Source organism: Lysinibacillus sp. NPDC047702 (genome assembly GCF_050272555.1).
GTDB lineage: Bacteria > Bacillota > Bacilli > Bacillales_A > Planococcaceae > Lysinibacillus.
The window spans coordinates 1-24,973 of sequence record NZ_JBNNMG010000074.1; the positions used below are offsets into that span (position 1 = coordinate 1).

A 24,973-nucleotide genomic window follows, 5' to 3' on the forward strand; every position below is an offset into this window, starting at 1 on the left:
GGTTGGCGGACCTTTCAGTGTGTCTTTAGACATGGGCCAGTACCCCAGCGTTTCACGCGTAGAGCAAACCACCAGTTAGACTGGTGGTTCTGATTTGATTCATTGGATGAAAAATTCCTATTCTGACATTCCAGTGTTGTTAGTAGTGCAAAAAATATAAATCGTCACTTACATTGGTATTATAATGAAGTATATTTTTGAGAAATGATAGATGGTACTGGAAAACTTATCTTAGGACATTCAAGTACACCAGCTACACTTACCACAAATGTGTATGTTTGTTTATCTGTATCATACTCGATAGTGTGAACTTTATTGACAGTATGTCCTAAATTATTTGGATGTGTTGAATCAATGAATTGATAGTTAAGAATTTCAGAAACTAACTGTTGACTTTGTTTGTTAAACTCTTCTTGCTTTAAAGAATAAGGAAGAAAATCTGCTAAACCATAAAATAATTCGGATGACCTAGGAGTTGTAAGAACTTCTTTAAATGTTGGCAAAAACGTAAAAAAGTTTTCTGAACCGCTATTCTTATTGACGATGTCGATAGTATAGTCAGCTTTGAATAGTTGTGCAGCTAAACCATCAACTAAAGCTTCAGAAATATTATCTGGATTTTCCCATTTCATATGTATTTCACCTCCTTTTTTATAGCAATATTATACAGTAAATAAAAGGAATTATTTTAGTGAATTTCGATGATGTTGAAGATAGTAACAGAATATTCTATTCAATGTAAAACAGTGGTACTTGCATTCATATGGCAACGTTCTTGGCTTTAGTGATAAAATGCTAACTGGGTAGCTACAAACTTTGTAAGCATGATAATTTTTTTGTATTTATTCTTAAAGATGTGAATAATTATATACTAAATCTCCAAGTGATTTCTTTGTTAAATTTAAAAAATTATTCCAATTTTAATTAGAAAATGTATAATAACTAATAGGTGATTTAGCCCTATACGGGTTGACATGAGTAAAAAAAGTGATGAAAATTTTAATTAGTGGGGGTTCCTATTTAATGTAGTTAATCTTTTTGGTCACTTTCATCTTGATGACCTGTATAAGCAGGTATCGATTACGCCTCAGTAATTGCGTCCGAATTTTTTCGAGCTAGCTCAAAAAGCTTCACTTCAAAATCTGTGACATCCGCTGAATAGGAAAAAACGCAATAAACTTGCCCCATAGAGGTGGAAGTATTCTGTACCTGACGCTTACTTTCCGTACAAAAAGATTTGTTGCTGTCACATTGCTTTCGCACAGCAAATATTTGTTGCTGTCGCAAAGTAAAAATTTGTTGAATCAAGATAAATTATATTTAAAGGAGATAACTACTTGAAATTTAAAGTACTAGTAACACTAACATTCATGGCATTATTATTAGCATTTTCATTTAAGGCTGATATTGCTATGGCAAATACCTTTAAAGAAGTGAGAACTATCAAAGGTTTAAAAACCAATGTTTATGAAAAAACTGATGGATCATCTAAAATATTAGATAATCCTACAGCTGGAACTTTAGTATCGTTGATAAGTAAGGATTATAGTTTTCCTTTTGCTCATATAACCTATATGAATAGTGATATGAAAATAATAAACGGATATGTTTATGATTTTGTACTTGACTATCCTAAGCATACGATTAAGGTAGCTAGTTCTAAAAGTGGCTTGGTTGTAAAGGAGGCACCATCATCAAACAGTAATACAGTTGCTACTTTACAGCATAAAATGGTTGTGAAGGATTTTGGTTCTGTAGGCAATGGATGGTCATATGTACAGTATGGGAATGTGATAGGTTATGCTGCAACAAACTTCATGAGCGAATCTAAGCCTATAACTAAATATGTATTAACGCATGGTCTTGTAGTTAGAAATATTGCAAGTCCTTCAGGAAGTAATGTGAAAGAATTAATGAAGTACGATGAAGTTTTAGTCCATTCAACTGTTGCAGGATGGTCATATATTACAAGCTCAATTTATGAAGGTTATGTAGTTGATTCTCATTTAACTTCAAAATATCCATTCACCTCTGATACGTCCTCTAATTCAAGCAGTGGTGAGTTATGGATTTTTAGATTTATCACGGATTAGTGATTTAATAAAAAATCTTATTTGTTCAGACTTTGTTGAGCATGATTTAGTAATATGTAAGTAGGTAACCAACCTAAAAGGGATCAGCTACTCGATATTCATGAGTAGCTAGTCTTTTTTATTTTGGGTATTTTCTATCTCTATGAAAAAGGAAAGACAAAAAGTGTTGCTTGAATATATACAATACAAAGCTCCATAACTTCAGAGTTGTTTAGAAGGCTGTGATAATATAATTATGTCAAAGGTTTACGAATAAGAGAGCACGCATAAAAAAGTCCATGTACTTAATTTTTTGTAAATGGACTTTTTGCATTTTTTTCACTTATGTGTATATTCTTTTAATAATTTATAGCATACCTTCTTGGTCAATAGATGAAAGGCTGAGAAAATTGTATTAGTGCATCATTTTTTTTATTTGCTTTATTTCATTATTCAGTTCATCAATTTGTTTTTGTAATCTTTCAATGTCGTTATTCGTGTTATTACTTTCGTTTAATTCCTCATCTAAAGCTAGCCCTGCAGCAATGGTTGCGATTGCGTCGCCAAGAGTTGTAATGGCACTACCAATCAGGGCAAGTTTAGCCGCTTGGTTTTCTGATTTTGGAAGTTGATTCTTGGGAGTTGATTTTTTATTGTTCATCATTTTTTCCTCCATACAGAAATGGTTTTCTATACAATTTATGCATATGCTGAATGACTTGTGCAGGGTCTTAAAATGAATAAAAAGAGGTCACTCTTGAGAAGTGACCAAAGTAGAATATTGAGGATGTGTTTCTAACTGAAGGTATGAGCAAAGATGGAAGTTAGTTGGGTTTATTATCATTATATGAGTGTGCAAAATAGTTAATTAGGTATTAGCCATTTTGTATTAAATATCTCTAGCACTTTTAAACATGGAAGGCACAGTCCAATAAGTCCCCATTCGCCATAGCCATTCAAATGGACCAAATCGAAAGAATTTTAGCCAAAGCTTACTAAATAATAATTGAATGATATAAATGCCTAAACAGATCCATAAAGATTGGATGTAGCTTATATTTCCAATTAGCTGAAAAGCATTGCCTACAAATAAAATGAGTGCTGTTTGCCCTAAATAGTTGGTAAGAGCCATTCGTCCATATTCTTTTAAAGGAGAAAGCACAATTTTAAAGAAGGGAAGCTGCAGTAGAAGTATAATTAACCCTACGTAAAATGCAGAAACAAATGGGCTAAATTGTAGTCCTATTAAAGCAAACTGTTCAATATTTGTGATATGCTCTGAAAATTTTTCCTCAGATAACGAGTCGAAATCAACAATCGCATTTGGTACATAATGCCATTGGTAAAGCCAGCCACCAATGCTAATGAAGAACATCATTATCGTAAAGACCATAATCTTTTTTCGCTTTACACTAATATGTTCAAAAATACGATATTGTCCAGCAGTTAACCCAAGTAATATTAGTGGAAATGGCATTGCGATTTTTATACCGAAAAAAGCTGTTATAGCTAGCAATATAAGACCTATTGTCAGATTGATTTCCTTTTGTGCTTTATAAAATGGCAAAGCTAATAAACCAAATATTGCGTATACCGTTAAGACCTCTCCAGGATGGAAGAAAGCGTGTACAAGTCCAATCAGAAATAAAAGTATAATTCTTCTTATAAATAATAAAAACGCCTTTTCATTTTTCGCATGAGCTCTGGCTATAAAAATAAAGAAACCCACACCAAATAGAAATGAAAAGATAGTGAAAAATTTCCCTTCGACAAAAAGCATTAGTATATGATAATACGCAATATCTATTGACATCTTGGGTGCTTCAATCCAAAGAAGTCCAGGAATATTTACAAGAATAATGCCCAATAATGCAAAGCCTCTTAAATAATCTAATGTATCAATTCGTTTGTTCAAATCAATTGGTTGCAATATGATCTCCTCCTCTATACAAAGTATAGTGGAATAGCATGCAATGTAGTAATGATGAATGTTACGTGAATCTTACAAATTCGTTATCTCCAGCTCTATGCTTGTGGATACAAGGTTAAAATATCATTTGCCTGCTGTCGTAAGTTTTCAATTAATGCTTGCGGCTCTAAAATTTTTGCATGTACACCAAGTCGATAGAAAATGGAGCTAATAAAATGAAGCTCTCCTTTGTCAATTAGAGAATCAATATAGCCTGACCCATCTTCTTTTGTAACAACCAAATCTTCAAAGCTAGGTACACTTTTACATTGTCGGACACCTTCATTGGTTAATTGTACATGTAGTCGAATGGGGTGCTTAATGTCATAAGTGCTGTTAAACCATTGCTGCAAATTTAAAAATTCCTTGCTATTGTTTTCATATTCGATGATGGCGTGTATTCGGTCTACTCGAAACAGAAGAATTTTTTCCTTTGTTAAATCAAAGGCAGGCATATACCATAGTCCATCTTGTGCATAGATACCAAGTGGATGAACATATTTCATGGTGATGCCTGTTTTTGATGCATATTGAAACCGTAAATGTTTATTGTCAATGGCTGCTTCTAAAACATCTTTTAATAAAGGTGTCTCAATTGATCTTTTAGGGCTCCAAAAGGCGACATAGGACTGAAGCTTATCCACCTTTTGCTGTGCATCCTTTTGTAGAGAGCTGTATAATTTGCGTGAAACAGAGTGGATTTCTGTCTTGAAGGGTAAATCTCGATAATAATTAAAGGCTTGAAACGCAAAGAATATCGAAACCGCTTCTTCTTCAGTAAATAAAATTGGGGGAATCAGCCTGCTCGACAGCACTGTATAGCCGCCATTTCGTCCTTGTTCCGCATAAATAGGTAAGCCCATATCACTTAAATCAAGCATATAGCGGTGAACTGTTCGAATGGAAATGTTAAATTCATCAGCAATTTCTTGTGCAGTAAAAGTTTTTTTGGCGCTGACAAACACAAGAATATCTAATAATCGTTGGGCTTTAGACATATTTTCACCTTTTTCTTTAATCATGCCAACAGTTGTCATGTTTTACGTTTAGTATAGTGATTGTTAATGATTTTAGCAAAAAAAAGGGAGCTGAAGAGATATGCCAAGGGAGATAATTTTATTTATTGCAACTAGTTTAGATGGATTTATCGCAAAAGAAAATGATGATTTAAGATGGCTAGAGGAAGCAGAAGGGGAAGGTGATAATGGTTATTCGGATATGTATCAATCCATCGATACCATTATTATGGGCAAAAGAACGTATGATTATATTGTGGAGCATATGGAGCCATTTCCGTACCCTGATAAGAAATGTTATGTATTTACAACGACTGAAAATGGGGAAAATCAACATGTTGAATTTGTGAAGGGTGATATTGTTGCCTTTACAAAAAAGTTGAAGGAGCAGGATGGCTCAAAAATTTGGATGGTGGGAGGAGCAGGTATACTGGATGCGTTTATAAAGGAACAGTTCATTGATGAATTGATTATCACAATTACACCACATCTTTTAGGCTCAGGTATACCATTGTTTAAAGCACATAATCCATATCAAGAATTCCAGCTTATTCAAACACAGCGTTACGGTCAAATGGTGCAATTGCATTATAAGCTGAAAAACTAAATGGTCAAGGGACTCTTTGTGAACACTACTAAGTCAAATGAAGGTGATTTCCGTTCCAGGCTACTCGCTTTCCAGTGGGCGAGCGACGAGCCGCTTCCTGCGCTGACGCTCCGTGCAGGGTCTCGTCTGTCTCGCTATCCCACGGGAGTCGAGTAGCCTTGCACTCCAATCTGCAATAGTGTAGAACTTTAAATATTTTCTTCCCTCAAAAGTAAAGTAAAAGTATGTTACTCACCATCATTAAATGGATATAATGGACAATTCTATAGTTGTTGCCCTACACTTTATGTATAGAATCACTTTGTTGCTTTACATAAAGCCACTTATTGCTACCGCTCTACTTTCGCATTGAAAAATGCTATCAAATCTACATTTTTTGCGCAAAATAGTGATGGTTAAGACTTCAATTTATCACTATACATTTATGTGAAATGCCAATGAAAATACTATGAGCAATGGTTGATTGGAGTGTAGACTGAGTGACTCCACGGGGATTCAGCGTCGCAGATGAGACCCTGGAGCGAGCAAAGCGAGTGAAGCGGCTCATCGGACGCCCCCAGGAAAGCGCTCAGTCGGAACGGAAATCAACCCCTCGTTTTGAAAAAGGGCTATATTTTTTAATTTGTCACCGTGATGTCATTGACATAATAGTATTTCAACAACATGGAAAAAAGAGGCATAATGCCTCTTTTTTAATTCATAAAGGATTGATAGATTTCTCCAATGATTCCCTTCATTTGATGTATTCCTGTATCTGTATTCGTCATAATAATTAATCCTTTTTCTAAATATGGATAAGCTACCAGCATACATTGAAAACCAACACCCCAGCCAAGTGAGGAAAACTCAAGCATCTCCTCCTGGCCATCGAGAAATACCCCAAGGCCTGTCCACTTTACACATCCCTGTGGCTTAAGTAGTTCTTTTATGTATGTAGTAGAGAGTCCTATTTTACTTTGCCCTTTTACAGTATTCAATACTTCCTGTACTAAAATAGCTAAATCAGAAGCGGAAGTCCATAGGCCACAAGCTGCAGGATACGGATAAATTGAATATTTTCCAGAAATAGGAGTGCCATTGTGATGGTGACCACAAGCAAGATTGCCCATATTCACCAAAGTTAAATTGTTAGCAAATAGGCTGTTTGTCATGTGCAAGGGCTTAAATATCAGTTCATCCATCAGCTCATAAAATGGCTTGCCTGTTGTATCCTCAATTAATAATTGAATGATACAAAAGCCTGTATCTGAGTAGTGAAATTCACTTTCAGGCTTAGAGGTAACCTTTATTGGCGTTGAGTAAAAAGATGTTTTTCCATTTAATAGTTCAAAAATTGCTGGAATTTTCTGCGAATCTTTTGCTGGCAAAAAGCTCTCTTCAGGGTCAACTATACCAGACTGATGACAAAGCAGGCTTCGTAGCGTTACTTTTTTTAGACTGGTGTATTCATTATCAGGTATTTGCCATGACGTAAGCCTGCTATTAACATCTTCATCTAAGTCCAAAATCCCTTGCTCCACCAATTTTAGCACTAATATGCTTGTGAAAAATTTACTAATAGAGCAAGCATTGAAAAGCGATTGGTCAGTAATTGGACGATTTGCTCCTGCCTCCATCAAACCATAGTGCTCCGTCCTAAAGATATGCCCTTTGTCAATTGTTACAATACTTAGTCCCGTAATATGATAATGCTCCATACGCTTTTTTATATCGATCATTTAAAATGCTCCCAATTTTTTCATTTATTATAGCATATAGACAAACGTATGTTTTGGTTAGTGAAAAAATTCCTCCCGTATAACGAGAGGAATTTAGGAGAAAATTTCAAACAATGTTATTAAGCATTTTTCTTTGTTCTCGTTGTACGTTTTCTTGGTGCGGGTTTCTTTGTTTTATCTAGTGAGGCCTGAAGTGCTGTCATAAGGTCTGTAACATTATCAGGCACTGGACGTTTATCGCTCGCTGAGATTGTATTCGTAGCTTTTTTCTCCTCTATTAGCTCCATTAAGGCATTTCGATAGTCGTCTGTGTATTTATCAGGATTAAATTCTGTAGTTAATTGATCTACTAGCATTAGGGCAGTCTCCAGCTCTTTTGGGACAACGGTTTGTTCACTAGGAATATTCGGTACATCGCTTACACTTCTAACCTCATCAGGATAATGGATAGTTTCCATAACTAAGGAATTTTGATAAACACGTACAATGGCCAACTGCTCCTTAGAGCGTATAATAATTTTGGCTACACCAATCTTGCCGGATTGCTCCAATGTTTGACGTAATAGCGCATAGGCCTTGCTACCAGTCGTGTCAGGCGATAAAAAATAGGTGCGTTCAAAATAAATCGGATCAATCTCCGTTAATTTGACAAAATCAATGATTTCTACAGCCTTATCTTCGTTTTCCTTGCGTAAGTTTTCTAACTCTTCTTGATCTAATACGACAAACTTATTTTTGGCATATTCATAGGCCTTGACGATATCTTCTTCTTTTACCTCTTGATTACAGCCTTCACAAACCTTTTTATAGCTGATAGGCGTATGACATTCTTTATGAAGCTGGCGTAATTTAATATCTTTATTTTCTGTCGCAGCATGTAGTTTCACTGGTATATTAACAAGTCCAAATGAAATGCTACCTTTCCACACTGTATGCATTTACGTCACCTCGTTTTTCTTACTATGATATATTTTCATTATTTTTATGTATCTTAAATGAAAATCAACAAAAACTGTTGGAAAAAGCAAATGAGGTGTTTGCGTTGAAACCAATGCTTTTAACAGAGGCACTTGACATACCTGAAGGAGATGAATGGCTTTATGAAACAAAATATGATGGTTTTAGATGTCTATTAAAATGGGACGAACAGCCAATGCTTACAAGCAGAAATGGCAATAACTTAAATCATTTATTTCCTGAGATTATTGCTTTTTGTCAGCACATTTCAGATCAAGTGAAACCTTTCCTGCCATTATTATTTGATGGGGAGCTAGTTTATTTAATCAATAATTATAAAAGTGAATTTTCGATTGTCCAAAAAAGAGGGAGGATGCAAAATGAAGAGGTGATTGCTGACCATGCTCACTCTTTTCCTTTTCATTTTATTGTGTTTGATTTACTAATCTATCAAGGCGAGGCATTAGCAAATCGCTATTTAAAAACACGAAAACAGCAACTTACTAACCTTTTTTTGACTTTAAAGCTTCCCTTAACGATAAACAATGAGGATCAGCATCCATTGCAAGCAATCGCTAGTACTGAGCATTATAAATCTCTTTGGCATGTCATAAAAGTGAACAATGGTGAGGGCATAGTTGCTAAGAAAAAATCAAGTAAATGGATGGAGGATACACGCTCTTCACATTGGCTAAAAATCAAAAATTGGCATTTTGTGACCGTTATCGTTACACATTATAATCATGGCAATGGTTATTTTCATGGGTCAGTGTATCTACAGCAACAATTAGTAGAGGTTGTCACCTTTAGGCATGGCATGACAGAGGAGGAACATAAGACACTCGTATCTTTTTTTCAAGCAAATGGTCAACGAAATAATGAAATTTGGCAGTTAGAGCCTTCTATTTGTATTGATATCGCCTGTATTGATTTTGATGGCAGCAAGCTGCGAGAACCAAGATTCTCTAAATTTCGCTTAGAGCTTGCACCAGAGGATTGTCAATGGCAGCATATGCTTCGCCAGTTGTTTCCAATACCAGAGACAGTAAGTATAACGCATCCAGATAAGCCTGTGTGGCCAGCGATTGGGGTTAACAAGGATAATTATTTGCACTATTTACAAATGATTTCTCCACATATCTTACCTTTTCTGCGTAATCGCCCTCTAACATTAATTCGTTTTCCGCATGGGGCTTCTGGTGAAAGCTTCTATCAGAAGAGTAGTCCTGAGAAAATACCTGATTTTGTGTCAACTGGTTGGATGGATGAAATTAATTATCTAGTTTGCAATAATCTTGAAACTTTATTGTGGCTCGGCAATCAGCTTGCTTTAGAGTTACACATTCCATTTCAAACATTGCAGACAATACATCCGACTGAGATTGTCTTTGATTTAGATCCTCCTTCAGTAGAGTATTTCTCACTTGCCATTAAGGGAGCACTTGATTTAAAGGAAATCATTGACTATTTTAAGCTACAATCTTTTGTTAAAACATCAGGAGGCAAAGGCTTACAACTTTATATTCCATTACCTGAAAACGTATTTTCCTATGATGAGGTAAGAATATTTACTGAATTTGTCTGTAAGTTTCTATGTGAGCAAAAACCGGATTTATATACGATAGAGCGATTAAAGAAAAATAGACATCAAAAATTGTATTTGGATTATATACAGCATGCGGAAGGAAAGACGATTATCGCTCCCTATTCCACACGTGGGAATGAAAAAGGGCTAGTAGCAACACCGTTATATTGGGAAGAGGTCCAGCCACAGCTAACACCAGATCTCTTTACAATTCCTGCTGTATTGGAGCGTATGAAAAAAGTAGAGAACCCTTTTAAGCATTTCCGTCAGATAGAGGAGGATCAGGATTTTCAATCAGTTTTAGAGCATTTAAAAAATTTATAGTGAAAAGTTAAAGCATCGGTGAGAGATCCGATGCTTTAGCCATAATTAGGACTGTTGTGCTTTTATTTTTTCTAGGTAATCCAGAATACCCATTGAGGAAACAATTGTATCAAACGGAATTGTTTCGTAGACTGGATGACTTGCTGGTATGCCGTTTTCCTTGAGATAGTTAAATAAAAGCTCTTTTAAACATGCATCTAAATAATGGACGTGTTCTTGGAAAATGCTTGATATCTCACTTGCCTTTTTCCCCTCAGCTAAAAAGAGCGGTGTCCAGTAGCGCACCTGACGATAGGCTTCCTTTGGATTTTTATATGCACCATAATGTCCGAAATACAATTCACTGGCATTCAGACTTTCATACAGCTGAATGGATTGCTCCATTGTTTCAGGATTGTACTGATTAGGAGAGGTTGATGGAATAATTAAATCAATCGCCTCACCATTCATTTCAGGATAACGGACACCAGTTGTGTCGCCTACAAACAGACCGTTTGTTGCGGAATAAAGCATGGAAACATGATGTTTTGCATGGCCCTCTGTATGATAGAAAGTTAGCTTGTGTTGCCCCAATTCTAATTCTTGCCCATGCCCAATTTCTGTTATTCGACTTGCATCGATTGGGACAATTGGGTCGAAAAGACGCTCAAACTCCTCCCCATAAACACTCTTTGCACTTGCTATTAGCCGACTAGGATCAATCATATGAGATACACCTCGTGGATGTACAACGAATGTGGCATTTGGACAGCTTTGTAAAAATAGCCCCGCTCCGCCTGCATGATCTAAATGGATGTGCGTGACGATCACATAGTCGATATCCTCTAATGCTATATTTAATTCATCTAACCCCTCTAAAATATATGGTACAGACGGGCTGGCAGACGTTTCAATTAGTGCAATTTTTTCATCTATCAGCAAATAAGAGCTTGTACGCTGTTCACGATTTAAATCATGTGTATCGATACAAAAAAAATTTGGTGCTATCTGTTGAACTCTAGACAATATAATTTCTCCCTTCGGATTCAAATTTGTGCAAAATATTCTCTTATAGGAATTTTTTAGCTACAAAAAGAAGTAGTTATACTATATAATAATAGAAAACTAAACTGAATGTCCATTCATTTTTAGGGGGAATTAATTAATGGAGAGAAGGATTCGCTATGATACACGAAAGGTTCATCGAGTTAATTTAGCTATTATTTCAATTTTAGCTATTCTAATTTGTGGACCTATGATTTTTTCAAAGGGAATTATGTTCTTATTTATTGGACTTACTGTTATTGCGTTAGCAGTAGGTAATTATTTTTTACCTATTAAAACGTATGTCAAAGGCTTTATTTTTGGCATGATTCCATCAAGTGTAGTTTTCACTTTATTTTTAATCGATAGCTTTTCATTAAATAAACATTATATTTTACTTTGTACAGTAGCCATTATTGCTCTATATTTTAAGAAGGAATTAATTGTATTCTTTGGTGTACTAACAAATATCAGTTTTGTCATCTTGTATATTGTCAATTCAAAATCCTTACTAGGGCCATTTGATGATATCACCGTTTTTATTACGCTATTAGCCATTATGAATGGCGTTATCATTGCCTTTTTTTTAATTGCCAAGTGGGGCAATGAATTGATTGAACATGCGGCAATTCAGCAAAATGAAGTAAAGGCATCCTTAGAGCAGCTACAAAAAACATTTCAGGAGGTTGAAAACAGTAGTCAAGCATTGGATGAGCATGTCACACAATTCCAACATACAATGCAGCGAATATCGACTTCAAGTAAGCAGATTCTCTTAGCTACTGAGGATATTTCTGCAAGCACTCAGCAAGAATCCTCTAGCTTACAAATGATTCACGGAACAATGAAGGAATCTGTCCATTTTGTCAACGAAACATTCTCTATTTCCAAGGAAACCGTCTCTAAATCTACAGATCTTCAAGTGGAGGTTTTAGCAGGATGGGAGAAAATGCAGGATGCAATGGCACAAATGGAAGTTATGAGTCATGCCATTGGTTCTACTGCTGAAACTGTCAATGAGTTACAGCTAAGTCTGCAAACCGTAGATAGCTTGTTACAGGGAATTCAGCATATTGCAGAGCAGACAAATCTACTGGCACTAAATGCAGCAATTGAAGCGGCAAGAGCAGGAGAGCATGGTAAAGGCTTTGCCATCGTTGCAGATGAAGTACGGAAATTAGCAGAAGAAAGTGCAGCCATTACAGTAAGCATTACGAATGTGACAAAAACATTGTTTGCAAAATCCACAGAGGCATATCAACGATCAGATGCTGGCGAAAAGGCGTTGCAGCATGGAGAGATGCTGTTACAGGATGTCAGCAAATTCTTGAATGTTTTAAAAGATTCATTTGCGATTTCGAATACGGATTTAACTAGAGGGATGACTGAATTGAGCAGTGCCATTTCACAGTTTGATAAAATACAGTCTCAAATAGAAAAACTGAATGAAATGACTGAGCAAAATGCAAATTCTACTGGTGAAATTCTACATTTCGTAGAGGATGAAAACAAAATGCTGGAAATGATGACGAACACTACAAATCGTATTCAAGCATTAAGTAATACGTTAAAGTTGCTCGTTACAAACAAGGAAGAAAGGTATTTATAGAATAAAAATACACACAGGAGGATAAAAATATTTCTTCTCCTGTGTTTTTATTTGAGAAAGAGAGGATTTTTATACAAAATACCGAATGAATATTAAACGGAGACATTAGAGATACTTATGGATCAATTGATGATTCGAATTGGTACAGACGAGGTTCTGGATATCCTTGCAATGTTGAATAAGCACCTAATAGAAGATAGCAACAAGACAATCCAATGAATATGGAACAATTATAAGGGAGAATTAAAAACTTTATCAATACGAATTATTTTTATTTCTATTCGGAAATCAAGTAATTGGCTATGCATTAGTGAATCCTACTAAGAAGACCTTGTATATACAGCAATTTTTTATTTGTCGTAGCTGTAGGGGAGAGGGCTATGGCAAATTAGCATTTATGAAACTACTTGATACAGTGGAAACAGTAAATATAGATATCGAATGTATTGGAATACAAAAGGTTATTCATTTTGGCAATCATTTGGATTTAAAGAAAGAAGTATTTATATGAGATTGAGAGATGATTTAAATGAAGTAAACTGAAATCCCCTATTGTCATTTTAGAATTTCAACGATCAGAGTTTGTGATTCAAATGTCGCTACTTGTTTAATAATCTGCGAATAAGCCAATCCTGTAAGTAAAAGGAGTGGTTTGTCTGGAAAACAGATTTTTTATAGGTGTTGTAAATGGCTGTATTTTAAGTGCAATTTTGTGGATATCTATTTATGGGTGGATTCGAATAATTAAATATTTATTATAGGGTAAAATTTTAAACAAAAAGCTGCGGTTTAATGTTTAACTTTAGAGGGAATCCCTACCTTTTGTCGTATTAGCAAAGATGAAAGGGCGCCAAAGGTTTCTAAGAATACGTGCTATTTTTGTAAACGTAAAGTGCCGGATTTACGTACATATTTTAATGATAATCATAAAAAAATTAAGGTGTGTTCTTTCTGCATTGAATATGCAGAGAGGAGGGCTTATTGTAAATAGTATAAATTACAAAGTTCTGGAAAAGAATCGAAATTTGTTCAGATTTTGTATAGAGCCATATGGTAATCTATTCATGTCGAGGGATGCGAAAGCAAACTAACACGCACAAATAGACCAGGCTCTCAATTTTAGTAGAGCCTGGTCTTTCCTATATTTTTAATGAAATTAAATTTTTTATAGAGACTTAAATCAATTGGAAAGTGATTGGATGGGATTAGTATGAAAGCAGGAAATAGACATAATCGTCTATTTCCTGCTTCATTGCTTTTAATTTAGCTTTATGTTTAGCTTTTGGAATCGAGTAAAACTGCTCGTATCGACACATTCTACATGAACAGTGAATTTTACCTTTGCTTAATGTACCACGTACTGGCATGTGATAATTTTCTCGTAAAAATACATTTTTTAAAATGAAACATTTTTTTCGAATTACTCGCTCTCTCTGATGGCGAATATAGGCTTTTGATCGATTTTTCATAAACTATCAGCTCCCTTGAGAAACCCAAGCTTATAGGGAGAGTCAAGGGATGTAATAGCACTCCCTACAAGCTCGGTATTGAGCTGAAAGTTTGGATTAATTGACGCATACCATCATTCCTTTTACAAAATTATAACAAAATTAAATTTCCAATGCATTAGTCAACTAGATAATTTTATGCAATAATGGTGAATTTTTACGCAAACTGCAATTACATGTACTAGAATCTACGAATTATGACCACGTTCTAATCTTTTCATTTCTTCTGCTATTGCGCATGCGTTCGAATCATTTTCCTCATAAAGTTGATGGATAATATTTGAATAATCTTCTTTATTCCGATTCTGGCTTAATTTATATGCAGCTTGTATTTCTTGTACTTTAATCTTGACGCCTACAATTCCTTTAAGTTCTTGTTCTAATAATTGAGGAGAAAGTGTATCCCATAATACAGGATGCTCACGATGTTTTTCATATTTCTCAAGTAAATTTGATAAATCTTTTTCGAGCTCTTTGCCTTCAAAGATTTCAGCTTTTCCATATACATGTACTGATTGGTAGTTCCATGTTGGAACATTCTCTTGTTCATACCAGGAAGAAGAGATATAGGCATGAGACCCTTGGAACATAACTAGTACCTCATCTGTCTCTTGAAAAGTTCTCCATTGAGGATTTCCATATGCTAAATGACCTGTGAGGTAATAATCATCCCCTTGTTTGCTGAGAAGCAATGGTAAATGGGTAGCAATGGGTCTACCTTTTTTTATTGAAACTATTGTGGCAAAAGCATTTAAACGAATAAATTTTTTAATTTCCTCTACATCAGTTACTTTGTAATATTTAGGAATAAACATAGAAATCGCCCTCTCTTTATTTTCTAGCGAAATGCCTTAATAATCTTTACATTTTACATCTCACAATATAGATTTAATTATAATCATTAACTGGCACCTATCAAAGTGCCAATAATGTTATTTTTAAAGGAGCCAATATAATGATTGAAATTACGCCAATTTTACATAAAGATGGTCCACTTTATCTTCAGCTATACAATTTTATAAAAAATGAAATTCAAGTAGGGAATATTCATCCAAATAGTAAATTGCCATCTCAACGAAGTTTAGCTAAGCATCTAAATATAAGTCGAAATACTGTTGACGCTGCTTATCAGCAACTGATAGCAGAGGGCTATGTTAATAGTAAAGAAAGAGATGGAATATATGTTGTGGAATTAGAGAAGGAGTTCTTTCTAAAGAGTAATCAAATTGACAATGAAATTTTGGCACCTAGCTCTAATCAAGAGTTGGAAGATGTAATAGTGAAATACGATTTTAATTATGGTGATATTAATTTAAAGGATTTTCCCTATAAAATATGGAGGAAATTAAGTTTACAAAGTTTAAATGAAGAACAAGGGTATCTATATTTGTATGGAGATCATCAAGGGGAGGCTGAATTAAGAAATTCAATCTCTCAATATCTTTATCAAGCTAGAGGCGTAAATTGTTCCCCAGACCAAATTATTGTGGGAGCTGGAGTACAATATCTCACTGGGCTCCTAGTTAATTTGATTGGAAGAGATGTTGTCTATGGCATGGAAGACCCTGGATATTATCGAGTTCGGTATTTGTTTGAGGATAGCGGTATAAGGATTCAGCCAATTTCCCTTGATGATAGTGGCATTAGCGTGCATCATCTTAGAAAAAATAAGGTAAAGATTGTCTATGTAACACCCTCTCATCAATTTCCAACAGGAATTGTTATGCCTATTGCCAGAAGGTTGGAATTATTAGAATGGGCCAGAGAAGATAACACATATATAATCGAGGATGATTATGATGGTGAGTTTAGATATAGTGGAAAGCCTATACCTGCTCTTCATGGATTAGATAGCTATGAAAATGTAGTGTATATGGGGACATTTTCTAAATCATTAATTCCTTCTATTAAATTAAGCTATATGGTTTTACCAATGGGGTTAATTAATCTTTATAAAAAGAACAATTTCTATGTTCAAACTGTGTCAAGGCTGCATCAGCATACTTTAAGATTATTTATGGAAAGTGGACATTTGGAAAGGCATCTAAATAAATCAAGAAATATTTACAAGGGAAGACATCTTGCCTTATTAAATGCAATTCATCAAGTGATGAACGATGATGTTAAGGTATATGGCTCTGGTTCTGGTTTGCATATCCTACTTGAACCAAACAATCATATGACAGAAAAACAGCTCATTCAAACGGCTCGGGAGCTAGGTGTAATTATCTATCCTACTTCAGTTTTTTATGCCAGCCCTCAAATAAATCAGTCAGCTAAAGTATTGATTGGTTTTGCAAATTTAGATGAAGCTTCTATCTATAAAGGAATTGAGCTTTTAAATAAAGCGTGGTTTGAATAGTGGTTGGTTTTTGGAGCTGTAGCGAACAGCTCCTCTTACTAAATTCAAAATTCTAAACGCATGGTATGGTTCATATCTTTAAAACCATGTTTTTCATATAAAGAAATAGCACCAGTATTTTCAACTAATACGCTGAGCTCCAAGTAATCCAAATTGCGATCTTGTGCCCAATTTTTTGCTTCTAATAGCAAAGCTGAACCAATTCCTTGATTTTGATAGGATTTTCCAACAATGACATCAGTAATAAAGGCATATTTATGTTGAACTAGACATGAATATGGAGGAGTAGTTGTTTCTTGAACAAGTAGAAAGCCGGCTACCTGAGTATTTATCTCGGCTATTAGGATATCTGATCCCTTTTCATTAATTGTATTTTTAATAAACTCGACATCTTGTTTTGCAGGCTTCAAATAGTTAGGTTGCAGGATGGACATTTCTAAAAATAGTTCTTGGTATAAAATTTCAATTTGTTGAATTTCATCTAGTGTTGCTATCTTTATCTTCATGTTATACCTCCATTGTCTTTTTGATGATAACGTCAAGTAATATTTTACATTATTGGTTGATATATAGATACAAAATTTCAATAGGAAAAATAACAACATATTACAGCTACTTTAGTAATCTCCAATATATATAAATAAATTTTTAGCAAATTCTATGAATATGAATACAATTTGATTCTATAAGAATATATTTATACTATTTTTTACTTAAAATCCAATATTTTATATTAGACTAATACGAAAACAAGGGGGATACATATGATTAAATATCCATTTTTAGAAAAGGATATAACAATTGGTGTTACTGCACCTTCGTCTAGAGTACCCACTGAACTGCATGAACTATTGAAAACATCATGCAATCGTTTAAAGAAGAAAGGTTATACTGTCATTTGTGGAGATACTGCTTGGACTCAAGACAAGGCAAAATCTGAATCTGCACTAAAGCGTGCTGAAGAGTTTAATAAAATGATGATAAATGATGATATTCATATTATTATTCCACCATGGGGAGGGGAGCTGCTTATTGAAACTCTTGAATTTATTGACTTTGAAAATATTCAAATGAAATGGATTTTAGGTTACTTGGATATTAGTCTTTTATTGTTGGCGATCACATTAAAAACAGGTGTTGCTACTGCATATGGAACGAATTTTATAGATTTAAGAGGTGAGTATTCTGATAATACGACAGCAATGTGGGAGTCAGTTCTTTCTCTGAAAAAAGGGGAATCGATACTACAACTTTCGTCAGCGCAATATCAAAAGGAATGGCAGTTTGATCAACCCTCCATATGTTTTTAATTTCACAGAAAAAACTGAATGGAAATCAATTTCAAATAACCTTGTTCATTTACAGGGGCGTTTACTTGGTGGATGTATTGATACTATTAGACATTTAATTGGGACAAGATTTGGTGAGATTCAAAACTTTAAAGAAAATTATATTAAAGATGAACCTATTTTATGGTTTCTAGAAAATTGTGAATTATCAACGACCGATTTACGTAGATCCCTTGTACAAATGAAATTGGCTGGATGGTTTACTAATTGTTCGGGTATTATGTTTGGCAGAAGCCAGGTAAATACCGCAGTAGAAAAATATACAGTTGAAGATGTTTATAAGGAGCTAGCTATGGAGCTTCAAGTACCCATAATTTATGATATTGACTGTGGACATGTTCCACCACAAATAACATTTATAAACGGAGCATATGCAGAAGTGGAATTGTGCAGTAGGAAAGGGGGAATTTTACAATATTTTATATAATATGTGCTTTATAAATGTTGATATGAAGCGATTTCAGAGTGGTTAGCACTATACCACTTCACAAAGTAACTACACAGATGATGAATTTCTCCTAAATTTTAAGGAACAGTGAGAGCTAATGGAGAAGAAGCGGTATAGATCAAAAACAGAATCTAGCCGCTTCTTTTTATATAACTGATATTGTTATTTTGGAAAAAATGTAAAATCAAATTAAAATGTTAAAAGTGGTGTTGCCCATGATGAATTATATTAAACTCGGAATTGAGATGCCAGGTCTCTTAACTCCTCTGCCAAGTTTGCAAGTGCATTAGCAGATGATGAAATTTCCTCCATTGATGCCATTTGTTCTTCAGTTGTTGCAGACATACTCTCTGCTCCAACAGTAGTAGATTTAGTTATGGAGTGAATTGTATTCATACTACCAACAATTTCCTGAGTTCCCGCAGCCATTTCCTCGACTGCTGCTGACACTTCTTCTACCTGTGTCGTAACACTTTGAATTGCATTTTGAATTGAAGCGAAAGTTGTACGTGTATTTTCCGTTGTTTTAATCCCTTCTGTAACTTCTGATGTTACTAACTTCATTGATTCAACAGCCCTAAGCGTATCTTTCTGTGTCTCAGAAATCAACACTTCAATTTGGTTTGAAGAAACAGCGGACTGCTCTGCTAATTTTCTAACCTCATCTGCAACGACAGCAAAGCCTTTCCCATGCTCACCAGCACGTGCAGCTTCAATTGCGGCGTTCAGGGCAAGAAGATTCGTTTGTTCAGCGATTGCTGTAATTGAATCAATAATTTGACCAATTTTATTTGAACGTTGCCCTAACAAGTCCACAATTTCAGATAACCCTTCTACACGATCTGTGATGTCCATCATTTGTTGATTCATTTGATTTGCAGCATCTATACCATTTATCACGAGAGATAATGAATCCCCTGAAAGTTCGCTTACAGCTTGAGCATTTCCAGCCACTTGTTGAACACCTGTTGACAGTTCATTGACGGTATTGAATGTGTTAGAAACATTATTTAGTTGTTCTACTGATCCTTGAGCGATGGTTTCCATTGTATTTGCAACCAATTCTGTTGCTTTTGAAGTTTCTGCTGCATTAACATTCAATTCTTCAGATGCTGCAGCGACATGATTAGCAGTTTCAGTGACTTTCGTTACTGTATTATTAATATTATTTATCATTGTATTAAATGATTGGGTTAATTGACCGATTTCATCTTTTGATGAATAGGTACCCTTCACAGTCAAATCACCGTCACCAGCATTTAACATATTAGCCTGCAATTCTTTAACTGGATTTACAATTAAACGTGCAATCCATATTGCCAATGTAATAAAGAAAATAATGGCCAAAACAGAGAGAATGGTAGTAATAATCATAGTAGTGAATAGATTTTTTTCATTTTCTTTATTAAGCTTATCGGCATCCTCAGAACATAAAGTCATAAGATTGCGTGCATCACTTGCCATATTCTCACTAAAATCAGCTAAGGTTGTGATGAACATAGAGTAGGCTTCGACGTTTTGATTCTGACTAGCCAAATCAATAACTTCTGCCATGGCGTTCAAATAACCATTGACATTTAATTTAAGAGATTCTAACAGTTTTTGTTCATCTTCATTTCCATTGTAAGAGGCTTCAAATTTCTCGATTGAGTCTTTAATACTTTCAGATCTCTTTGAGATGTTTGTTTGTAGGCCAGCATTACGATTTGCATCTGTAGTAATCATGAGCTCTAAAACGAAAGAACCCATCGCACGAATGTCAGTTCGAATTTCACCGATATATTGAATTGGCAAAAGTGACTCGTTGTACATCTTGCTAGATTTATTCGCCATATCTTTTATGTAGAAAAAACCGACTCCTGAAATAATTAGCAGAAAAATAACAGCGGATGTAATAAGTGTTAGCATTTTCTTTCCAATTGATAAGTTTTTCAAAAATAAATCCTCCTATTGGCCCAACTATCTTCAAAAATTATTGTGAAAAAAAAGGTATAACTTTGAATATATTGAGTAAATCTGATTTAGTAATAATATACTACATCTAAATCTATTATAAGAGAAGAGTAAATTGCAAAATTTTTATTACGAAATTTAAGGGTTACGGGCAATCATGTTTACTGAAGGAAAGAAAACCTTAATTGAGAGAAATGAAAAACTAAACAAAATATGAACTATGTATTTCTAGGGTCGTTAGAAAACTAATAATCAAGATAGTCATACTGGTGATGTTCAGAAAGGTTGCTTCTTCGATTTAGGTAGTAAAAAACAAAATCTGGTACTTATGATGAAGAATTGAATTGAATAGGTGACTAGTAAAAATAGAGCAATTTAATATTGATTTTAATTGTAATAAAATGACTTCTATTAAGTAAAAACACTTTCTATAACATACTTAATTTTAATCGCTTAAACAAGTGATAGCTAGGCCGTAATATTTTGTGTGCTCTTTTGCTATGCCTGACTTTGTTAGTGTGACTTTATATTGCCATATTTATTATATTTTAAGAGGATAATTTTGTAGTAATATGATGATATAAAGTTGTAGGAGGTATTACATGCCTGATTTTTTGCTTGTGCTTTTTTTATTTAACCTGTCTTTATTTCTTTTGCATGAAATGGATGCCATAAGGCGCTCAGAGTGGCGATTGTTTATTGTACTTAAAGATATGGAGGATTCTAAAGCATATAAAGTTTTCACTTTTCTTCACCTTTTTTTATATGTAATCATCCTATCTTTACTTTTCAGCGAATACCAAATAATTGTATTTTGGTTTCTAGATTTATTCTTTATCATCCATGCAATCTTGCATTTATTTTTCGAGAAGCATCCTCGAAATGAATTTAAAAATACATTTTCAAGAGCCATAATTTACCCAATGGGAATTCTTGCAGTTGTACATGTCTCGTTTTTAATTAATAGTTAATATTATTTTTAAAATCACATCTAATTTGGTGTGGTTTTTTAGTTTTGAAAGGGGAGAGAGTAATTATTTTTAATGTATATAAATTTAGTTGCTTAATTGGAAACTTATAGGCTAATGTCATAGAAGCAATTGGCAAGCATCTGATATTAATGAGCACAGGCTAGGGTGATAGGAATCAAAAGAATTTTAATAATATTCCTTGATAGGAATATTCTGTTTTAGGTATATTAAGTTTAACAGGTGATAATACCTGTGCTGATGTAGATGATATTATACCGGCGACTATCATATTACGAGGTGAGCGACATGTCAGGGAAAATTCCAGGCGTAGATATATCGACATTAAGCGCTTTGTCTGAAACAAATCGTATAAATATTGTCGAACTCTTGCGCCAGGGCCCTCTAACTGTGGGTGAAATTGCGGACCAGCTGGAATTAAGGCAGCCCCAAACTTCAAAGCATCTAAAGGTTCTTAGCGACAATGGGATTGTGGAGGTGCAGGCTGAAGCTAACCGTAGAATCTACAAGCTCAGGCCTGAGCCATTTCAAGAGCTGGATTCATGGATACAGTCCTTCCAGTGTGTAATGCAAGAAAGATACGATAACCTAGATGCATATTTGAAGGAATTGCAGAAAAAAGAAAGATTATAAAACCATTCCATGATTTAAGGAGGAAGTACAATGTCAAACAATCCAATGGTATCAAGAGTAGAAAACGAATGTGTGCTTATACTGGAGCGCGTTTTTGATGCTCCACGCGATTTCTTATTCAAAATGTTTAAAGAACCAGAGAATCTGAAACGTTGGTGGGGGCCAAAGGGATGGGAGATCCCAGTTTGCACCGTTGATTTCCGTCCAGGAGGCATTTGGCACTATTGCATGAAATGTGTAGATCCAAACCAAGGTCAATTTTTTGGTATGGAATCATGGGGCAAAGGGATTTATAAGGAGATTATAGAGCCAGAGATAATTAGCTATACTGATTATTTTTCAGATGCTGAAGGAAGTTTGAATGACTCCTTACCAGCAACCGAGATGACATTGGAATTCATCGATTTTAATGGAAAGACTAAGCTGATAAACCGTGCAGAATACGTGTCCACCGAGGCACTTAAGACAGTTATGGATATGGGCATGTTACAAGGGATTACAGAAACTTGGGATCGATTGGATGAGTTTGTTCAGTCACTGAAGTAAATTATAATAAAGCTTTTTAGGGAGTGTAGAAATCAATGATTAGTAAAGTTGGTCAAATCATGTTGTATGTTAATAACCAAAATGAAGCAAGAGAGTTTTGGACAGAAAAAGTAGGATTTAGTGTAATTTCAGAGGAAGATAACGGTCAAGGAATGAGCTGGATTGAAATTGCTCCGAATATAGAGGCTGAAACAAAAATTATTCTTCATAATAAGGAACTAATCGCTAAAATGCAGCCTGAATTAAATTTGGGTACACCTTCTTTAATGTTTTACTCAAAAGATTTCGATAAATTATATAGCGACTTTTTAAACAAAAATGTTATTGTCGGAGATATTGTAAATATGCCTTCAGGTAGAATATTTAATTTTGCAGATAATGAAAATAATTACTATGCAGTAATGGAAACAAAATAAATAGAAGCATTTTACGAGGGGCTGTCACATATCTATTTGAAGTAAAATTACATGAAATTGAAAAGGTAGAGACGCTGATTTTGCAACGTTTCTGCCTTTCACTTTTTATTCATTTTGGGTTAAAAAGCCCCTTTAGAAAATTGACAATCATCAAAGATTAAAAAAGGAAACCCCTATTATCTGGTTTCCTTTTGATAGATATTTTAAGCAAAGCAAGCAAGAGTAGTTTTATCACTATTAGGTGTACTAATACCAAGGAGCCAATCATCAAACAACGCTAAGTGTTTAGCTAAAACAATATTAGAATATCTACTCCATAATTCTTTTGTAAATCTAATGTGGGTTTCGTTTACAGTAAAATCAACCTGTCTTACGGTATTTTTACCATCACTATAAAGCATTGTAACAGAACTTGAATAAATGCAAAATTCAATTTCTTCATCATTGCACATTATGACATTTTGAGCTTCTGTATTGTCTCTATTTGATCTTGAAGAGGCAGCTTCTGCTAAAGGTTGTAAACTAGCTTTAATTTTCTCTTTATCTTTTTCTGTGATCCCATCATATAAATTACTAATTTCATCGATGGCTGTCTTTCAGTTAGAAGTTCGTTTCGTGTATTTTTTTTCATAGTTGCTTTTTAAGTGCATTTAAAGGATTTTGCAGTACCTTCGTAATATATTGGTTGTATGCAGCAACTCTTGCTTTTTTAGTTTCATCATTTTATTGGTCAGAGGAGGTAAAAAAATTCAGGGAAAAAATTTTAAAATCTTGTACAGAGAATTAAGTACAGGTGTTAAGTAACCCCTGAAAGTTGAATGCAATGGAACAACTGCACGATTTTATGTTAGTTTTATAAATGAAGAGGTATTTGTATCAACTTAACAATTTAACTAAACAAACTTCAATAACTAGTAAAATCAAAGCAGTTTAGTCTCGGATTACAAAATCTTGCAAGTTGAATTAGATGAAATTGTTAAAGATGATAAATCAACGTTTAACCTTATGCTACGAATTCAACAATGGGAGGAATAAAAAGGAGTTTATCAGAACGAAGTTAGAAAATACTTCAACTTCGTCACTTTACATAATTAGGTACTATAGAACAAAAACCAACGTGTTATCACATATTTGAGCAATAAAACTGGTTCCTGCTCTTTAAATAAGTTTAGTCAATAACTGCTTCTTCTGTTGAGAATTTTAAGAGGAGGAATTGTTAAAGTATATGAAAAGGGGATAATAAATGCACTTTATTGTAATAGATTTGGAAGCAACAGTAAAAAGAAATAGAGATGAGCCTGTTTATCTATCTGAAATAGGTGCTATCAAAATTAATTCATCTGGTAATTTAGTTAGTAAATTTCACTCTTATATTAAACCTACGAATAACCGCTATATCAAAGATGTGAAAATAGATAACAAAATCACTACAAGAAAAGCAGATTTGAAGAATGCACAAGAAGTTAAAATTGTTATGGGTAAATTTCAAAAATGGATATCTAAGGGAGACTATGTATTGGTGTTCTGGTCATATTCCGACTTGTATTTATAAATGAAAAAAATCCAATATCTTTAAAGAGGGCCATAGATTATGTTGATTTAGGCTTTGTTGGTGAACAACATAATGCTCTGAATGATGCTTATAATACCGCTAGAATTTTAAACTTTTTATTCAACAAATCTGCGTATATTAAATTTGATCAAAATCCTTTTGATAAGTTAATTTGTCATCTATATAAAATATGCAAAAAGTGCAATGAAACTAAATATTACTTAAAATTTTCTAAGAAAAATAAGGCTCAACACCAAAATCTGTTCTTGCTAAAAAAGAATACAAAAAAACATCTGTATCCGCTAGAGTTGAGAGTACGACCAAACAACACAGCGAG

General features: G+C 34.3%; 23 protein-coding genes and 2 pseudogenes. 12 read left to right on the forward strand and 13 right to left on the reverse strand.

The window, feature by feature from the left end:
* Positions 1-179: 179 nt before the first annotated feature.
* Positions 180-632: a hypothetical protein gene (locus tag ACQKIM_RS23900; protein ID WP_427548769.1), complete on the reverse strand. Its 453-nt coding sequence runs from the start codon at positions 630-632 to the stop codon at positions 180-182.
* Between the two features lie 705 nt (positions 633-1,337).
* Here ACQKIM_RS23900 and ACQKIM_RS23905 point away from each other — a divergent pair.
* Positions 1,338-2,093: an SH3 domain-containing protein gene (locus ACQKIM_RS23905; RefSeq protein ID WP_427548771.1), complete on the forward strand. Its 756-nt coding sequence runs from the start codon at positions 1,338-1,340 to the stop codon at positions 2,091-2,093.
* A gap of 394 nt (positions 2,094-2,487) precedes the next feature.
* Here the strand turns inward: ACQKIM_RS23905 and ACQKIM_RS23910 are convergent, their stop codons facing one another.
* From ACQKIM_RS23910 to ACQKIM_RS23920, 3 genes are all read right to left on the reverse strand, one after another.
* Positions 2,488-2,733 (reverse strand): hypothetical protein, encoded by a 246-nt coding sequence (locus tag ACQKIM_RS23910; protein ID WP_427548773.1) that lies wholly within the window; start codon positions 2,731-2,733, stop codon positions 2,488-2,490.
* A gap of 228 nt (positions 2,734-2,961) precedes the next feature.
* Positions 2,962-4,002, reverse strand: coding sequence for a DUF418 domain-containing protein (locus tag ACQKIM_RS23915; protein WP_427548775.1), 1,041 nt, complete (start codon positions 4,000-4,002; stop codon positions 2,962-2,964).
* 95 nt (positions 4,003-4,097) lie between these two features.
* On the reverse strand, positions 4,098-5,078 hold the full coding sequence (locus ACQKIM_RS23920; RefSeq protein ID WP_427548777.1) for a helix-turn-helix transcriptional regulator: 981 nt from the start codon (positions 5,076-5,078) through the stop codon (positions 4,098-4,100).
* 61 nt (positions 5,079-5,139) lie between these two features.
* Between ACQKIM_RS23920 and ACQKIM_RS23925 the strand changes: the two genes are divergently transcribed.
* Entirely contained in the window at positions 5,140-5,664 is a 525-nt protein-coding gene (locus ACQKIM_RS23925) for a dihydrofolate reductase family protein (protein WP_427548778.1), read from the forward strand.
* 403 nt (positions 5,665-6,067) lie between these two features.
* Here the strand turns inward: ACQKIM_RS23925 and ACQKIM_RS23930 are convergent, their stop codons facing one another.
* The 3 genes from ACQKIM_RS23930 to ACQKIM_RS23940 form a co-directional block, all read right to left on the reverse strand.
* Positions 6,068-6,211, reverse strand: a complete 144-nt coding sequence (locus ACQKIM_RS23930) for a hypothetical protein (RefSeq protein WP_427548779.1) — start codon at positions 6,209-6,211, stop codon at positions 6,068-6,070.
* A gap of 145 nt (positions 6,212-6,356) precedes the next feature.
* Complete coding sequence (locus ACQKIM_RS23935) at positions 6,357-7,382, reverse strand: serine hydrolase domain-containing protein (RefSeq protein ID WP_427548780.1); 1,026 nt, start codon at positions 7,380-7,382, stop codon at positions 6,357-6,359.
* Between the two features lie 119 nt (positions 7,383-7,501).
* Positions 7,502-8,320, reverse strand: coding sequence for a Ku protein (locus ACQKIM_RS23940; protein ID WP_427548781.1), 819 nt, complete (start codon positions 8,318-8,320; stop codon positions 7,502-7,504).
* Between the two features lie 104 nt (positions 8,321-8,424).
* On the opposite strand from ACQKIM_RS23940, the gene ACQKIM_RS23945 reads away from it, so the two are divergent.
* Positions 8,425-10,248 (forward strand): DNA ligase D, encoded by a 1,824-nt coding sequence (locus tag ACQKIM_RS23945; protein ID WP_427548783.1) that lies wholly within the window; start codon positions 8,425-8,427, stop codon positions 10,246-10,248.
* A gap of 45 nt (positions 10,249-10,293) precedes the next feature.
* Here the strand turns inward: ACQKIM_RS23945 and ACQKIM_RS23950 are convergent, their stop codons facing one another.
* Positions 10,294-11,253 (reverse strand): MBL fold metallo-hydrolase, encoded by a 960-nt coding sequence (locus ACQKIM_RS23950; protein ID WP_427548785.1) that lies wholly within the window; start codon positions 11,251-11,253, stop codon positions 10,294-10,296.
* Between the two features lie 139 nt (positions 11,254-11,392).
* Here ACQKIM_RS23950 and ACQKIM_RS23955 point away from each other — a divergent pair, with 139 nt between their 5' ends.
* The gene (locus ACQKIM_RS23955) at positions 11,393-12,880 is read left to right on the forward strand and encodes a methyl-accepting chemotaxis protein (protein WP_427548787.1); all 1,488 of its coding nucleotides are present in this window, start codon (positions 11,393-11,395) and stop codon (positions 12,878-12,880) included.
* Positions 12,881-13,157: 277 nt separating this feature from the next.
* Positions 13,158-13,391 (forward strand): annotated as a pseudogene (locus ACQKIM_RS23960) (GNAT family N-acetyltransferase); the annotation flags it as partial.
* A 694-nt stretch (positions 13,392-14,085) separates the two neighbouring features.
* Here ACQKIM_RS23960 and ACQKIM_RS23965 read toward each other — a convergent pair.
* Positions 14,086-14,349: a hypothetical protein gene (locus tag ACQKIM_RS23965; RefSeq protein WP_427548789.1), complete on the reverse strand. Its 264-nt coding sequence runs from the start codon at positions 14,347-14,349 to the stop codon at positions 14,086-14,088.
* A gap of 227 nt (positions 14,350-14,576) precedes the next feature.
* Positions 14,577-15,203: an FMN-binding negative transcriptional regulator gene (locus ACQKIM_RS23970; RefSeq protein ID WP_427548790.1), complete on the reverse strand. Its 627-nt coding sequence runs from the start codon at positions 15,201-15,203 to the stop codon at positions 14,577-14,579.
* Between the two features lie 140 nt (positions 15,204-15,343).
* Between ACQKIM_RS23970 and ACQKIM_RS23975 the strand changes: the two genes are divergently transcribed.
* Positions 15,344-16,750 (forward strand): PLP-dependent aminotransferase family protein, encoded by a 1,407-nt coding sequence (locus tag ACQKIM_RS23975; RefSeq protein ID WP_427548792.1) that lies wholly within the window; start codon positions 15,344-15,346, stop codon positions 16,748-16,750.
* Positions 16,751-16,794: 44 nt separating this feature from the next.
* On the opposite strand, the gene ACQKIM_RS23980 is transcribed toward ACQKIM_RS23975, so the two are convergent.
* Positions 16,795-17,256, reverse strand: a complete 462-nt coding sequence (locus tag ACQKIM_RS23980) for an N-acetyltransferase family protein (protein ID WP_427548794.1) — start codon at positions 17,254-17,256, stop codon at positions 16,795-16,797.
* A gap of 258 nt (positions 17,257-17,514) precedes the next feature.
* Here ACQKIM_RS23980 and ACQKIM_RS23985 point away from each other — a divergent pair.
* Positions 17,515-18,526: pseudogene (locus ACQKIM_RS23985) on the forward strand (S66 family peptidase).
* A gap of 249 nt (positions 18,527-18,775) precedes the next feature.
* On the opposite strand, the gene ACQKIM_RS23990 reads toward ACQKIM_RS23985, so the two are convergent.
* Positions 18,776-20,482, reverse strand: coding sequence for a methyl-accepting chemotaxis protein (locus tag ACQKIM_RS23990; protein ID WP_427548796.1), 1,707 nt, complete (start codon positions 20,480-20,482; stop codon positions 18,776-18,778).
* Between the two features lie 620 nt (positions 20,483-21,102).
* On the opposite strand from ACQKIM_RS23990, the gene ACQKIM_RS23995 reads away from it, so the two are divergent.
* The 4 genes from ACQKIM_RS23995 (at position 21,103) to ACQKIM_RS24010 (ending at position 23,084) form a co-directional block, all read left to right on the forward strand.
* On the forward strand, positions 21,103-21,471 hold the full coding sequence (locus ACQKIM_RS23995; protein ID WP_427548797.1) for a DUF6713 family protein: 369 nt from the start codon (positions 21,103-21,105) through the stop codon (positions 21,469-21,471).
* A 306-nt stretch (positions 21,472-21,777) separates the two neighbouring features.
* Complete coding sequence (locus tag ACQKIM_RS24000; RefSeq protein ID WP_427548799.1) at positions 21,778-22,122, forward strand: ArsR/SmtB family transcription factor; 345 nt, start codon at positions 21,778-21,780, stop codon at positions 22,120-22,122.
* Positions 22,123-22,152: 30 nt separating this feature from the next.
* Positions 22,153-22,668 (forward strand): SRPBCC domain-containing protein, encoded by a 516-nt coding sequence (locus ACQKIM_RS24005; protein ID WP_427548801.1) that lies wholly within the window; start codon positions 22,153-22,155, stop codon positions 22,666-22,668.
* Between the two features lie 35 nt (positions 22,669-22,703).
* Positions 22,704-23,084 carry a VOC family protein gene (locus ACQKIM_RS24010; RefSeq protein ID WP_427548803.1) on the forward strand — a complete coding sequence of 127 codons (381 nt, stop codon included), beginning with the start codon at positions 22,704-22,706 and terminating at the stop codon, positions 23,082-23,084.
* Positions 23,085-23,287: 203 nt separating this feature from the next.
* On the opposite strand, the gene ACQKIM_RS24015 is transcribed toward ACQKIM_RS24010, so the two are convergent.
* Positions 23,288-23,536 carry a hypothetical protein gene (locus ACQKIM_RS24015; protein ID WP_427548805.1) on the reverse strand — a complete coding sequence of 83 codons (249 nt, stop codon included), beginning with the start codon at positions 23,534-23,536 and terminating at the stop codon, positions 23,288-23,290.
* A gap of 791 nt (positions 23,537-24,327) precedes the next feature.
* On the opposite strand from ACQKIM_RS24015, the gene ACQKIM_RS24020 reads away from it, so the two are divergent.
* The gene (locus ACQKIM_RS24020) at positions 24,328-24,636 is read left to right on the forward strand and encodes an exonuclease domain-containing protein (RefSeq protein ID WP_427548807.1); all 309 of its coding nucleotides are present in this window, start codon (positions 24,328-24,330) and stop codon (positions 24,634-24,636) included.
* Positions 24,637-24,973 lie beyond the last annotated feature (337 nt).

Bases quoted from the DNA above. Each gene is read 5' to 3' on its own strand.
- ACQKIM_RS24000 (WP_427548799.1), top strand. From the start codon at position 21,778: ATGTCAGGGAAAATTCCAGGCGTAGATATATCGACATTAAGCGCTTTG.
- ACQKIM_RS23980 (WP_427548794.1), bottom strand. From the start codon at position 17,256: ATGAAGATAAAGATAGCAACACTAGATGAAATTCAACAAATTGAAATT.
- ACQKIM_RS23925 (WP_427548778.1), top strand. From the start codon at position 5,140: ATGCCAAGGGAGATAATTTTATTTATTGCAACTAGTTTAGATGGATTT.
- ACQKIM_RS23910 (WP_427548773.1), bottom strand. From the start codon at position 2,733: ATGAACAATAAAAAATCAACTCCCAAGAATCAACTTCCAAAATCAGAA.
- ACQKIM_RS24020 (WP_427548807.1), top strand. From the start codon at position 24,328: ATGCACTTTATTGTAATAGATTTGGAAGCAACAGTAAAAAGAAATAGA.
- ACQKIM_RS23900 (WP_427548769.1), bottom strand. From the start codon at position 632: ATGAAATGGGAAAATCCAGATAATATTTCTGAAGCTTTAGTTGATGGT.
- ACQKIM_RS23920 (WP_427548777.1), bottom strand. From the start codon at position 5,078: ATGACAACTGTTGGCATGATTAAAGAAAAAGGTGAAAATATGTCTAAA.
- ACQKIM_RS23930 (WP_427548779.1), bottom strand. From the start codon at position 6,211: ATGAGCCGCTTCACTCGCTTTGCTCGCTCCAGGGTCTCATCTGCGACG.
- ACQKIM_RS24010 (WP_427548803.1), top strand. From the start codon at position 22,704: ATGATTAGTAAAGTTGGTCAAATCATGTTGTATGTTAATAACCAAAAT.
- ACQKIM_RS23965 (WP_427548789.1), bottom strand. From the start codon at position 14,349: ATGAAAAATCGATCAAAAGCCTATATTCGCCATCAGAGAGAGCGAGTA.
- ACQKIM_RS23935 (WP_427548780.1), bottom strand. From the start codon at position 7,382: ATGATCGATATAAAAAAGCGTATGGAGCATTATCATATTACGGGACTA.
- ACQKIM_RS24015 (WP_427548805.1), bottom strand. From the start codon at position 23,536: ATGTGCAATGATGAAGAAATTGAATTTTGCATTTATTCAAGTTCTGTT.
- ACQKIM_RS23995 (WP_427548797.1), top strand. From the start codon at position 21,103: ATGCCTGATTTTTTGCTTGTGCTTTTTTTATTTAACCTGTCTTTATTT.
- ACQKIM_RS23975 (WP_427548792.1), top strand. From the start codon at position 15,344: ATGATTGAAATTACGCCAATTTTACATAAAGATGGTCCACTTTATCTT.
- ACQKIM_RS23955 (WP_427548787.1), top strand. From the start codon at position 11,393: ATGGAGAGAAGGATTCGCTATGATACACGAAAGGTTCATCGAGTTAAT.
- ACQKIM_RS23970 (WP_427548790.1), bottom strand. From the start codon at position 15,203: ATGTTTATTCCTAAATATTACAAAGTAACTGATGTAGAGGAAATTAAA.
- ACQKIM_RS24005 (WP_427548801.1), top strand. From the start codon at position 22,153: ATGTCAAACAATCCAATGGTATCAAGAGTAGAAAACGAATGTGTGCTT.
- ACQKIM_RS23940 (WP_427548781.1), bottom strand. From the start codon at position 8,320: ATGCATACAGTGTGGAAAGGTAGCATTTCATTTGGACTTGTTAATATA.